General features: G+C 69.5%; 10 protein-coding genes. 4 read left to right on the top strand and 6 right to left on the bottom strand.

What is annotated here, in order from left to right; all coding sequences use genetic code 11:
• Nucleotides 1-97: 97 nt before the first annotated feature.
• On the bottom strand, nt 98-874 hold the full coding sequence (locus ACYVO6_RS41685; RefSeq protein ID WP_461070830.1) for an IclR family transcriptional regulator: 777 nt from the start codon (nt 872-874) through the stop codon (nt 98-100).
• A 30-nt stretch (nt 875-904) separates the two neighbouring features.
• On the bottom strand, nt 905-1,330 hold the full coding sequence (locus tag ACYVO6_RS41680) for a MarR family winged helix-turn-helix transcriptional regulator (RefSeq protein ID WP_461070828.1): 426 nt from the start codon (nt 1,328-1,330) through the stop codon (nt 905-907).
• Between the two features lie 235 nt (nt 1,331-1,565).
• Between ACYVO6_RS41680 and ACYVO6_RS41675 the strand changes: the two genes are divergently transcribed.
• From ACYVO6_RS41675 to ACYVO6_RS41660, 4 genes are read left to right on the top strand one after another with little or no spacing between them, the layout of a single operon-like run.
• The gene (locus ACYVO6_RS41675; protein ID WP_461070826.1) at nt 1,566-2,483 is read left to right on the top strand and encodes an SDR family NAD(P)-dependent oxidoreductase; all 918 of its coding nucleotides are present in this window, start codon (nt 1,566-1,568) and stop codon (nt 2,481-2,483) included.
• Nucleotides 2,484-2,486: 3 nt separating this feature from the next.
• The gene (locus tag ACYVO6_RS41670) at nt 2,487-3,371 is read left to right on the top strand and encodes an amidohydrolase family protein (RefSeq protein WP_461070824.1); all 885 of its coding nucleotides are present in this window, start codon (nt 2,487-2,489) and stop codon (nt 3,369-3,371) included.
• A 10-nt stretch (nt 3,372-3,381) separates the two neighbouring features.
• Nucleotides 3,382-4,896: an o-succinylbenzoate--CoA ligase gene (gene menE / locus ACYVO6_RS41665; RefSeq protein ID WP_461070822.1), complete on the top strand. Its 1,515-nt coding sequence runs from the start codon at nt 3,382-3,384 to the stop codon at nt 4,894-4,896.
• A gap of 14 nt (nt 4,897-4,910) precedes the next feature.
• On the top strand, nt 4,911-5,366 hold the full coding sequence (locus ACYVO6_RS41660; RefSeq protein ID WP_461070820.1) for a MaoC family dehydratase: 456 nt from the start codon (nt 4,911-4,913) through the stop codon (nt 5,364-5,366).
• Between the two features lie 155 nt (nt 5,367-5,521).
• Here the strand turns inward: ACYVO6_RS41660 and ACYVO6_RS41655 are convergent, their stop codons facing one another.
• From ACYVO6_RS41655 to ACYVO6_RS41640, 4 genes are read right to left on the bottom strand one after another with little or no spacing between them, the layout of a single operon-like run.
• On the bottom strand, nt 5,522-7,192 hold the full coding sequence (locus ACYVO6_RS41655; protein ID WP_461070818.1) for a PHP domain-containing protein: 1,671 nt from the start codon (nt 7,190-7,192) through the stop codon (nt 5,522-5,524).
• Between the two features lie 21 nt (nt 7,193-7,213).
• Complete coding sequence (locus ACYVO6_RS41650) at nt 7,214-9,082, bottom strand: LamG-like jellyroll fold domain-containing protein (protein ID WP_461070816.1); 1,869 nt, start codon at nt 9,080-9,082, stop codon at nt 7,214-7,216.
• Between the two features lie 48 nt (nt 9,083-9,130).
• Nucleotides 9,131-12,049, bottom strand: a complete 2,919-nt coding sequence (locus tag ACYVO6_RS41645) for a glycoside hydrolase family 2 TIM barrel-domain containing protein (protein WP_461070814.1) — start codon at nt 12,047-12,049, stop codon at nt 9,131-9,133.
• Nucleotides 12,049-12,939, bottom strand: coding sequence for a carbohydrate ABC transporter permease (locus ACYVO6_RS41640; RefSeq protein WP_461070812.1), 891 nt, complete (start codon nt 12,937-12,939; stop codon nt 12,049-12,051). The genes ACYVO6_RS41645 and ACYVO6_RS41640 overlap by 1 nt, the downstream gene beginning before the upstream one ends.
• Nucleotides 12,940-12,942 lie beyond the last annotated feature (3 nt).

Here is a 12,942-nt window from a genome sequence, read left to right as displayed (position 1 = left end):
AGCCACGACGGACCCGCAGCCGCGACACGACGTGTCACCCCCACCCCCTTGCGGGGGTCTGGGGCGCAGCCCCCGGTTTCGGGAAGGGGCGGCCTGGTCACTTGGTGGCCTGGGTCGGCTGTTTGCCCGGGTCCGGCTGCCAGCCCAGTGCCCGTGAGATCCCGCGGGCAGCGAGCCGTACCGCCGGGATCAACGCCGGTATCTGGGCGTCGCGTTCGGGGACCACGACGGAGACGGCCGCGATGACGGAGCCGTCCGCGTTCCGGACCGGAGCGGCCACCGACAGGGCGTCCTCGGTGACCTGACGGCTGCTCACCGCCACGCCGGAGCGCCGCACTTCGGCCAGTACGCGGCGCAGGGTGGCCGGTTCCGCGATGGTGTGCGGGGTGAAGACGGCCAGCGGCTGTGCGCAGTACGCCTCCTGGGACGCCGCGTCGCTGTACGCGAGCAGCGCGAGTCCGACCCCGGTGGCGTGCAGTGGCCAGCGGGCGCCCACCCGGATGTGCACGCCGACCGCCGAGCGCCCGGAGATCCACTCGATGTAGACGACCTCGTCGCCGTCCCGCACCGCCATCTGCACGTTTTCGTGTGTGGCCTCGTACAGGTCCTCGAGATATGGGAGCGCGATCTGTCGCAGGGCCAGGCCGCGGGGTGCCAGTGCCGCGACCTCCCATAGGCGCAGGCCCACGTGGTACGTCCCGGATGCGTCGCGTTCCAGGGCGCCCCATTCGCTGAGCGCGCCCACCAGGCGGTGGGCGGTGGTGAGGGAGAGCCCGGCCCGGCGGCTGATGTCCGTGAGGGAGAGCGCCGGGTGGTCGTGGTCGAAGGCGGAGAGTACGGAGAGGAGGCGGTCGGGCGCCGAGCGTACGGTCATCGGGTCCTCCCGGCTCGTCTCGTCCCGGACTCAGCCGAGTTCGGACTCTGCTATCCGTTGCAGAAGCGTGTGCAGCGTGTCCCGGTCGGCGGGGTCGAGGGGGTGGAGCAGGGCGTTCGTCGCGCGTCGCCCCGCTTCGTGGGAGTCGCGCAGGAACGCCCGGCCGTCCTCGGTCAGGACGATGATCCGGCTTCGGCGGTCGTCTGGCGAGGGGCGGCGCTCGGCGAAACCGAGCTTCTCCAGGTCGTCGACCAGGCCGACGATCGCGCTCGGGTCGTATCCCAGACGAGCGCTCAGCTCCCGCTGGAGCGCGCCCTCGGTCGTGGTCAGGTAGCGCAGCAGCGCGTAGTGGCGCAGCCGCAGCCCGGACTCCTGGAGGAACGCGTTGAACAGCTGTCCCGAGCGCAGACCGATCCGGTACAGCAGATAGCCGGTGTCCGAGTGCAGCCCGCGCATCCATGGCTCCTGAGCGTCGATGGCGTCGGGGTTGGTCGCGTGCTGCTGGCCGGCGATGGCGGGCTCCCTGGTCGAGGCCCCGGACGGGGGCGGGTGTGCGTGGTGCTCACAGCATGGCGCACGACTCGGCTCGCAACAACTATTGACGTCGACAATTATTGTCCTTAGCTTCGATCTCGTAGCCGCAGCTCTGACTCGACTCGCAGCCGCATCCGCTTCTCGAAGGGACCCCGTCGTGCCCAGCATCGATCTCACCGGCAAGGTGGCCGTCGTCACCGGCTCCGGCCGTGGCCTCGGCCTCGCCTACGCGCACGCTCTCGCCGCCGCAGGCGCCTCCGTGGTCGTCAACGACGTGGACGAGGCCGTCGCCGAGCAGGCCGTCAAGGCGATCACCGCAGCCGGTGGCAGCGCGGTCGCCGAGGTGGTCCCGGTCGGTACGTCCGAGGCCGCGGACCGGCTTGTCGCCCGCGCCGTGGAGGAGTTCGGGCGCCTCGACATCCTGGTCACGAACGCCGGCATCCTCCGGGACCGGGTCCTGTGGAAGATGACCGACGAGGACTTCGACGCGGTGATCACCACCCACCTCAAGGGCACCTTCACCTGCGCCCGCGCCGCCGCCGTGCGCATGCGCGAGCAGGGCGAGGGCGGCACGCTGATCCTGGTCGGCTCCCCGGCCGGGCAGCGCGGCAACTTCGGCCAGACCAACTACTCCGCCGCCAAGGCGGGCATCGCCGCCATGGCCCGTACGTGGTCGATGGAACTGGGCCGCGCGGGCATCACCGTCAACGCGATCGTGCCGGTGGCGGCCACCGCGATGACCGAGACCATCCCGGCCTTCGCCCCCTACATCGAGGCCATGAAGCAGGGCGAGCCGCTGCCGGACTTCCTGCGCAAGGGCGAGGGCTTCGGCACCCCCGAGGACTGCGCCGCACTGATCCCGTTCCTCGCCTCCGAGGCCGCCCGCGGTGTGACCGGGCAGGCCATCGGCATCGGCGGCGACAAGGTGACCCTGTGGTCCCATCCGCAGGAGATCAAGGCGGCGTACGCTGACGGAGGCTGGGCCCCCGACACCCTCGCCGACGCCTGGCCCACCTCACTGGGCGCCGAGCCGCAGACCGTGGGCGTCCCCGCGCCGAAGTTCCCGGAGGCGTGAACCATGACGACCCTCAACGTCGAGGAACTCGTCGCGATCGACGTCCACACGCACGCCGAGGTCTCCTCCAAGGGCAAGTCCTCGCTGGATGACGACCTGCACGACGCGTCCTCCGCCTACTTCAAGGTCGAGGGCAAGCGAAAGCCCACCATCGAGGAGACGGCCGCGTACTACCGCGAGCGGAAGATGGCCGCCGTGATCTTCACGGTCGACGCCGAGTCCGCGACCGGCACCGAGCCCATCGCGAACGAGGAGGTCGCCGAAGCGGCGGCAGCCAACCCGGACGTGCTGATCCCGTTCGCCTCCATCGACCCCTTCCGCGGCAAGGCGGGCGTGAAGCAGGCCCGCAGGCTGGTCGAGGAGTACGGGGTGAAGGGGTTCAAGTTCCACCCCAGCATCCAGGGCTTCTTCCCCAATGACCGGTCCGTGGCGTACGAGCTGTACGAGGTGATCGAGGAGACCGGCACGATCGCCCTCTTCCACACGGGCCAGACGGGCATCGGCGCCGGAGTGCCCGGTGGGGGCGGGATCCGGCTCAAGTACTCGAACCCTCTGCACGTGGACGACGTCGCCGCCGACTTCCCGCACCTGAAGATCATCCTGGCGCACCCGTCCTTCCCCTGGCAGGACGAGGCCCTCGCGGTCGCCACCCACAAGCCGGGCGTGCACATCGACCTGTCCGGCTGGTCGCCGAAGTACTTCCCGCCGCAGCTCGTGCAGTACGCGAACACGCTGCTCAAGGACAAGGTGCTGTTCGGCTCCGACTACCCGGTCCTCACCCCGGACCGCTGGCTCGCCGACTTCGAGAAGCTCACCATCAAGGACGAGGTCAAGCCGAAGATCCTCAAGGAGAACGCGGCCCGGCTGCTCGGACTGACGAAGCCGTAGGGGGCTACCGATGCGCAATGAGGGACTGGGGTCGTGGCCCGCACGCCGGGCCCGCAAGACACCCCGCCGCACCGCCCTGATCCACCACGACACCGAGGTGACGTACGCCGAGCTGTACGAGCGCACCACCCGCCTCGCACACGCCCTGCGCGCGGCCGGGATCCGACGTGGCGACCGGGTCGCCTACCTCGGCCCCAACCACCCCTCCTACCTGGAGACGCTGTTCGCGGCGGGCACGCTCGGCGCGGTCTTCGTGCCGCTCAACACCCGTCTCGCGGGGCCCGAGATCGCCTACCAGCTCGCGGACTCGGGCGCCAAGGCGCTCGTCTACGGGCCCTCCCATGCCGGGCTCGTGGCCGGAATGCCGGGCAGTACCGATGTGCGGTCGTACGTCGAAGTCGGCGCCGACTACGAGGAGTTGATCGCCGAGGCGTCCGCCGAGCCGATCGACCAACCCGTCGGCGCCGACGACACCTGCATCGTCATGTACACCTCGGGGACGACAGGCCGCCCCAAGGGCGCGATGCTCACCCACGGCAATCTGACCTGGAACGCGGTCAACGTCCTCATCGACCACGACCTGATCGCCGAAGAACGCGCCCTGGTCTCCGCCCCGTTGTTCCACACGGCCGGCCTGAACATGCTCACCCTGCCGGTCCTGCTCAAGGGCGGCACCTGCGTCCTGGTCGAGGCCTTCGAGCCGGCCGCCACCTTCGACCTGATCGAACGGCACCGGATCACCTTCATGTTCGGCGTCCCGACGATGTTCGACCAGGTGGCGCGGCACGAGCGCTGGGCCGACGCAGACCTGTCGTCGCTGCGGATCCTGACCTGTGGCGGCTCCCCGGTGCCGACCCCGCTGATCGCGAAGTACCAGGAGCGCGGGCTCACCTTCCTCCAGGGCTACGGCATGACCGAGGCATCGCCCGGCACGCTCTTCCTGGACGCCGAGCACGCGCTGGACAAGGCGGGTTCGGCCGGCGTGCCGCACTTCTTCAGCGACGTTCGTGTCGTACGGCCCGATATGGCGCCGGTCGAAGTCGGCGAGACCGGTGAAATCGTCGTACGCGGGCCGCATGTCATGCCCGGCTACTGGGGGCTGCCGGACGAGACCGCGGCCACCTTCAGCGACGGCTGGTTCCGCAGCGGGGACGCCGCGCGGGTCGACGAGGACGGCTACGTCTATATCGTCGACCGCATCAAGGACATGATCATCTCCGGTGGCGAGAACGTCTATCCCGCCGAGATCGAGGACCTGCTCCTGGCCCATCCGGACATCGTCGAGTGCGCGGTCATCGGCGTGCCCGACGACAAGTGGGGCGAGGTGCCGCGGGCGGTCGTCGTGCCGCGGGAGGACGTGGAGCTCGACCCGGACCAAGTCCTCGCCTCCCTGGCCGGGCGCCTGGCCAAGTACAAGATCCCCAAGTCGGTCGTACTCGCGGAGGAACTCCCGCGGACCGCCTCCGGCAAGCTGCTGAAGTCCCGGGTCCGTAAGCGGTACGGGACCAACTCTTCCAACTCTTAGCTAAGGAACGGCATATGAGCATCACCGTGAACGGCATCGACGAGCTCAAGAAGCTTGCGGGGAGTGACCTCGGTACCAGTGAGTGGATCGAGGTCACGCAGGAGCGCATCAACACGTTCGCCGACGCCACCGGGGATCACCAGTGGATCCACGTGGACCCCGAGCGCGCCAAGGAGGGCCCGTTCGGCGCCCCCATCGCCCACGGCTACCTCACGCTCTCCCTCTTCATCCCGCTGTTCACCGAGTTGCTGGACGTCGAGGGCGTCTCGACGAAGGTCAACTACGGGCTGAACAAGGTGCGGTTCCCCTCGCCGGTGAAGGTCGGGTCGCGGATCCGGCTCGTCGGGAAGCTGGCGGAGGTCGCGGACGTGCCGGGTGGGGTGCAGATCACGGTTGACGGGACGATCGAGATCGAGGGTGGGGCCAAACCGGCGGCTGTGCTGCAGAGTCTTTCTCGGTTTTACGCGTAAGCGCTCCGCTTGGGGCGCGGTTCAAAGCTGCGGGCCCGTTGTGGCTGGTCGCGCAGTTCCCCGCGCCCCTTACGGGGCCCGCTGTGGCTGGTCGCGCCCACGCGGCGGAGCCGCAAATTGATACAGCCCCGCGCCCCTATTAGCGGGCGCCCGCTTTAACGCGTACCCACCACGTCCACGAACACCGGATTCGAGTAGAACCACGTGTCCGCCCACGGATCGCCGTTCCCCGGCTCGTGCGGGATCGGACCGTGCGGGTCAACTGCCGCCCCCAGATAGCCCGTTGCGTTGCGGTTGCCGTCGCTGCCCCGCAGACGTACGTAGAAGGACTCGTCGCCCGCTGTGAGCGGAATGCGCAAGGTGTACGTGCCCTTGCGGCCCGTTACGTCCAACGCGCGCACGACCTTTGTGTCGGGGGCGCGCCAGTTGTCGCGGTCGGTCGCCGGGCCGGGTACCGCGCCGCGGATGACGTCGAGGTGGGCCAACTCGGGGAGGATTCCCTGGGGGTTGGGGCGGGAGGCGGTCGTCACGGTGACGTACAGGGTGAGCTTCTCGCCCTTGCGTACCCGCAGTCGGCCGCCGAGCGTCACGCCGCGGCCGAAGTCGCGGTCCCGCTTCACGCGGACCTCGAGGCCGTCCAGCAGATGCCCGTGGTCGAGCCAGACGCGGCCCGCGCGCAGGCCCGCCATCACCGAGCGGTAGCCGTAGCGGGTCACGCCCACGTGGGTGCGGCTGAACTGGCCGGGCCAGAAGTCGCCGCCGGGCTGGGGCTCGGTGGTGTTCACCGGGTCGGGCAGGCGGCCGGTGTTGTCGAAGTTCTGGCCGGGGAGCCAGTCGCCGTTCTTCCAGGTGTCGAACACCACCCGGTGCACATCGGAGTTGGTGGTGATCGTGAACAGCTTGCCCTCGGCGAGCATGGCGTCCCACAGGCCTCCGACGGTGGCCGTCATCCAGTCGAAGCCGCCGTACGTGACGTAGGCGTCCGCCGGATAGCCGGGCCAGGAGTTCTCCGAGGGCTTGTTCTCGTACTCGCCGCGGATCGAGGTCGGACCGCGCCAGCCGGGGATGGCGCCGCCCTGGGCGCCGGGTGCGCCCTCCACGCCGATCATGATCTCGGGGGCTGCGTCCCGCCAGTTGCGCATCTCGTGCGGGGAGTCGATGCCCAGGCGTAGTGGGTGGTTGGCGAGGACGAGCACGTCGTCGACGTAGCCGTTTCGGCGCTGCTCGGCCAGCCACTTGATGGCCTTGACGGCGTGCGCCTCGTTGCGTGGGGTGTCCGGGTGGTTCGGGCCGCCCTTGTCGTAGCCGAGCAGCTTGCCGTCGTAGGCGAGCTCGAACTTCGTGAGGATGTCGACCTCGTGTGGGCCCGGCGCCGCGAAGACCGTGCAGTGCTCGGCGCCGGGGATGTACCACTCAAGGCCCTGGAAGATCAGCTGACGCGGGTTCGCGGCCCGCGCCTTGAGGATCTCCTGGTGCTCCAGCTGCGCCCCGAACTCGGCGTGCCCGAAGTTGGAGTGCTCGTTGAACACCAGCCAGTCGAGGCCGTACTTGGCGCCCGCCTGAACGACCTGGTCGAAGGTGTACTTCGCGTCGTGGCTGTAGACGGAGTGGACGTGGTGGTCGCCGACGAGATAGGCGAGGCGGGGGTCGTTGCCGCCGAGCCCTCGGCTGTCGGCGACTGCGGGCGTCGCCAGGGAGCCGGCGGCGAAGGCGGCGCCGAACAGGCCCGCACGGCGCAGGAGTTGACGTCGGGAGACACCCTGCGGGTCCAGGGCGGCGGGGGAGACGGACGGGTCGGCCCAGTCGGGCAGTTGCTGCTCGGACATGGTGGGTGAGGGCCCCTCGGGTCAGTGGTTCATGAACGACGTGACGGGCAGGGCGCGTTCGACGATCCGTACGTCACCGAGCCGCCCGTGCAGGATCTGGTCGATCTTGCCCGCGTACTCGTAGCCGCCGAGCAGCCACGGCAGGCCGAGCGAGGTGAGCCCGACCGAGCGAGCGGTGGGATTGCGGGCGACGGGGCAGCCCTGGACGTACAGCGTGGTGTGCGAACCGTCGTTGACGACGGCGACGTGCCACCACACCTCGCGGGCCGTCTCGTCGCCCCAGTTGGTGGCGATGCCCTGCTGGTTGAGCGGCCGTACCGCCCACTGCGGGCCGGGCCCGTCCGACAGTGACAGCGTGGCGAGCGGCTCGTCCGGGTCGCCCTCGGTCTTGCCCGCCGCCCCGCCCGTACCGGTGCGGCTGATCAGCCCGCCCCAGGCGTTGCGCGACGGGTCCCAGTCGGCGGGCAGCTGGTAGAAGGCCTCGAAGGTGTAACCGCCCCTGAAGGTCGCCGAGTTGAGCGGTGCGTTCTCGGCCGTCCGCAAATAGGCGCCCCGCAGCGGCGACTTGTCGCCGTGGAAGTAGAGGCTGCCGTGACCCGGCTGGTCGGGGTGGTGTTCCGACGACCAGGTGAGGGAGCCGTCGGCGACCTTGACCACGGTGAGGTCGTTGCCGCGCCCCGACAGATCGCGGACCGTGCCGTCCATGGCCGCGCCTTCCGCATGCCCGTCGAACCGCCAGTACGCCACCGTCCCCCGCACCAGCATCTCGGAGGCGGGCCGCGGCCCCCGCGGAGACACCGGGGCGAAGCCGGAGAAGCGCTTCTCGAAGTCGATCGCCACCGAGAACCGGTCCTGGGGGCCGGTCAGTTCGATCTCCTGCCGCTCCAACTCGTTGAGCCCGTCGCCCGCGCGGCCCAGGATCCACGGGGAGATCGTCTCGACGTCGATGGTGTCGCGGTCGAGGTCGAAGCGGTAGAGGCGGATCATCGCCGCGCCGCCGTAGTAACGGTTCTGGTAGTTCGTCAGGTGCAGATGTACGTCGTTCCCGGCGGCGTTCCTGCGGACGGCGCGGGCGGCCGGCCAGTAGTGCCCGTTGAGCGTGAGGAAGATCTGGTCGTGCTCCTTGATCAGCCGGTCCCAGAGCTGCTGCCCGTACGTGGACAGGGTGTCGGCCTCGTAGACCAGTTCATGGGTGGTGAGGATGACCGGTGTCTTCGGATGCCGCGCGATGACGTCCTTGGCCCAGGCGTACCCCTGCGCCGACAGCCGCCAGTCCAGGGCGAGTACGAGCCACTGCCGGCCGGCCGCCTTGAAGAGGTGGAAGGTGTTGTAGCCGTCGGGCGAGGCGCCGCCGAAGGTCGGCTTGTCCTTGAACCGCTGCGGGCCGAAGGCGTCCAGATACGAGGTCGGGCCCCGCTGGTCGTCGGTGGAGGACTTCACGTCATGGTTGCCCGCGAGCACGCTGTAGCCCACGCCCCGCCGGTCGAGCAGCTCGAACGCCTTGCTCGCGGCGGTGACTTCGGCCTGCGCGCCGTTCTCGGTGACGTCGCCCAGGTGCGAGAGGAAGACGATGTTGTCGTCCTCACCCTGCTCCAGGATGTAGCGCAGCGATGCCTCGATCGGGGCGGGGTTGATGCTCGCTCCGTCGAAGAGGTATTGCGTGTCGGGCATCACGACGAGCGTGAAGCGGCTGCTGTCGGGGTCGGGTCTCCAGCGGGTCTTCGAGGCGGACACCGTCGGCACGGGCGCCGCCTGCGCCGTGGCCGTCGGCAGTGCGACCGCCGCCGTGGCCGCGCCGATCAGCGCGGTCGCCCGCAGGAAGTTCCGTCTGCCGGCGTCCGCCTGCTCGGCCTCGGCCTGGTCGTGCTCATGCGAAGTACAAGTACACACGTCTGCTCCGTGAGAAGAGGGACTGCTCCGGGAGAGGGGGTGGTGAGTTCAGAGCACGCGCAGGGTCCAGGCCCAGCGGTGGATGCCCGGCGTGATGAGGTACTGCGCCGAGGTGTCGGGTCCGCACGACGCCGTGCCCAGACCCCGGTGCGCGGCGTCGAGGTGCACGACGCAGCCGGGCCGCGGCACCAGCTCGTCGTGGTGCGCGGCGGCGGCCAGGTCCTCGGCGCGGTAGCGGGAGACCGAGACCTGGCTCGGCGCTCCCAGGTCCACGGCCAGTCCCGTGGCGTCCGGCGCCGACAGCGTGAACCGGCGCACCCCGTGCCGCCCGCCGCTTTCCTGGGGCCGCAGATAAGGGGTGAACAACTCGTCCACCGGGAGCGAGTGATGGCCGACGGGCGCGCCCGCGCTCCGGTCCGGATAGGACTCCCAGGGGCCCTGCCCGTACCAGTCCAGGACATCGAGCCCGCCGACCGTCTCGAAGACCGTGCCGACCCGCGCCACATCGTCCAGCGCATCGGGCAGTTCGGCCGATTCCTCGATACGGAGACCACCGGCGACCGGGGTGATCACCTGCTCGTGGCGGACGATCCCGGCACCGGTCGCGTACTCGGCCCGCACCGTCACGCGTGCGCCCTCGCGGTCCACACCCACGACCTTGCGTACGAGCGCGTCCAGGCCCCAGTCGCGCCAGCGGGCCGCCATGCCGCCGATCTCGTCGTTGTCGGTGGAGGCGCGCCACAGGCTCAGGACGGGTGGCGAGGCCAGCATCGGGTGGACCAGCAGCCCCTCCCCGTCCACCTCCACAGACGCACCGGACACCGACTCCTGCGAGGGCGCCGCAGCGACCCCCGTACTCAGCCGGACCTGTGGCAGACACACCTCCGTGCCGCGCGGCGCCCAGGCCTCGTCGCGTGCCGTCGTGACCCGCAGGGTCAGCCAGGCCTCGCCCTCCGGGATCGGGAACGGCATCGCGATCGTCTCCGAGCCGCCCGGCAGTACGTCGGGCAGCGCGGCCGGTGCGGTCTGCGTGTCGCCGTTCTCGTGCACGAGACACCATTCGGCGTTCAGCCACTCCAGACCCCGGAAATGCTGCCGGTTCTGGACCAGGAACACCCCTCGGCAGTACCTCAGCCGCACCGGCGCCGCGATCTCCCGGTGCTCGTACATCGCCGGTTTCGGCGTGCGGTCCGGGAACACCAGCCCGTCCGCGCAGAACACCCCGTCGTTCGGGCTGTCCCCGAAGTCGCCGCCGTACGCCCAGCGATGGCCGGATGCGGCGACGCCGTTGTCGTACAACCCGGCGCCTGCGCGCCCAGCCGGTCTTCCGTCGTTCACACGCTGGAGAATGCCGTGGTCCCAGAACTCCCAGATGAAACCGCCCTGAAGTCCTGGGATGGACTCGATGGCCGCCCAGTGGTCGGCGAGTGTGCCGTTGCTGTTGCCCATGGCGTGCGAGTACTCGCACTGGATGAGCGGCTTGGTCTGCTCACCCGACAGGGCGTGCGCGACACAGTCCTCGACCGGCGCGTACATCGGGCAGGCGATGTCGGAGGCGACCGACAGATCGGCCCAGTCCAGCTTGGCCGCGCCCTCGTACTGAAGGGGGCGGGTGGGGTCGTGCCGGCGTATCCAGCCGGCCGCCGCGTCGTGGTTCGCGCCGTAGTCCGACTCGTTGCCCAGCGACCAGATGATGACGGACGGGCGGTTCTTGTCGCGCAGCACCATGCGCGAGACGCGGTCGACGAAGGCCCCGAGGTAGCGGGGGTCGTCGGCGATCTCGTGGGCGTGGTCGTGGGATTCGATGTTGGCCTCGTCGACGACGTAGAAGCCGAGTTCGTCGGCGAGGTCGAGGAGCGTCGGGTCGTTCGGGTAGTGCGCGGTACGGATCGCGTTGAAGCCGAAGCGTTTCAGCACGATCAGGTCCGCGCGCATGTCGGCGGCGGAGACGGTGCGTCCGGTGAGGGGGTGGAAGTCGTGGCGGTTGATTCCGCGAATGAAGATTCGCTCACCGTTGACGAGCAGGTTCGGACCCCGGACCTCTACGTCCCGGAAGCCGACCCGGTGGTGAGAGGTGTCGGCGACCGAGCCGTCGGCGCGGTGCAGCCGGACGGTCAGCTCGTACAGCTCGGGCGTCTCGGCGGTCCAGGGGCGCACCGCGCGCACGGTCGCCGCCAGCCGGACCTCACCGAGGAAGTCGGACACCCGCATGTCCTCGGCGTTCACCCGGTCGAACTCCGCGTCTTGGACGAGCAGTTGGCCACCCAGTGCCCCGGTGACATACCAGCCCTCCGGCAGCGCGCCCGCCGCATTCCGCACCTGGCAGTCGACCCGCAGCTCCCCGTCCTGGTGCGCCCGCACCGTCACATCCGCCAGATGCAGCGGATCCGTCGCGTACAGCAGCACCGAGCGGGTGATCCCGGCGTGCCACCACTGGTCCTGGTCCTCGATGTGCGAGGCGTCCGACCACTTGATGACGGTCAGCCGCAGCGTGGCGGGATCCCCGGGGCGTACGACATCGGAGAGGTCGAACTCGGCGGCGAGATGGGAGTCCTTGGAGATGCCGACCGGACGGCCGTTCACATGGACGAGCAGCACGCTCTCGGCGGCGCCCACCTGGAGCACGATCCGGCGGCCCGCCCACTCGGCGGGGATGTCCACGGAACGCTCGTACACGCCCGTCGGATTGGCGGTGGGCGAGCTGGGCGGGAACTCACCCCACGGCATACGGAAGTTGGTGTACTGCGGCAGATCGCCCAGGTCCTGCATGGTCCAGGCGCCGGGGACCTCGATCCGCGTCCACTCGCCCGAACATCCGTGGGGAGTGGGCAGCAGCTGGAAGTGCCAGGAGCCGTCCAGGGACAGCGCGTCGCCGCGGCGGTCCACGGCGTTCATCGGCAGCCGCCCCCAGGAGGTCACCTCGGGTGTCTCCCAGGGGCGCAGCGCGATCAGCGGATCGCGTCTCATCAGCGGATGGCTCCCTTGCCGAGGTCCGCGATGATCTGCTTGGCGCCGATGGCGAAGACGATCAGGAGCGGGATGAGGGCCAGTACGGCGCCGGTCATGACCATCCCGTAGTCCGTGGTGCCGTGGACGCCGTTGAGCTGAGAGAGGGCGACCTGGAGCGTCACGTTGTCCGGGTTGGTGAGGGCGATCAACGGCCAGGCGTAGTCGTTCCACTGGCTCATGAAGGTGAAGATGCCGAGGAAGGCGAGGCCCGGCCGGACGACCGGCAGCGCCACATGCCAGTACTGACGCATGAAACCGGCGCCGTCGAGCTTCGAGGCGTCGAGCAGTTCGTCATGGATCGCGCTCTTCATGTACTGGCGCATCCAGAAGATGCCGAACGCGTTGGCCGCCGCCGGGACGATCAGCGAGGTCATGGAGCCGATCCAGCCGAGGTTCGCCATGATCACGAACTGGGGGATGGCCTGAAGCTGGGCCGGGACCATGAAGATCGCCATCATCACCGCGAACAGCACCCGCTTTCCGGGGAACTGGAACTTGGCGAAGACGAACGCGGCCAGCGAGTCGAAGAACAGGACGAGGAACGTCACCGTGGTCGCGACGAGCAGCGAGTTGAACATCGACCCGAAGAAATCGATGCTGTCGAAGAGCTTGCTGACGTTGTCGTCGAAGTGCGAGCCGGGCAGCAGCTTCGGCGGGTACGAGAAGATCTCGGTCGACGTGTGGGTCGACATGATCACGGCCCAGTAGAACGGGAAGGCCGAGAGCAGTACGCCGACGATCAGGGACACGTGGAGGGCGATGCCCCTGCGCCGGGTGCCCTCGATGAGTTTGGGCCTGGTGGGCTTGACGGGCTCGGCCTCGGCGGGCCTGGCTTCGGTGGTTGCCATGGT

The organism is Streptomyces pseudoechinosporeus (assembly GCF_054783935.1).
The sequence above is the reverse complement of the archived record's forward strand: the minus strand, read 5'-3'. Positions and strand labels throughout refer to the sequence as shown.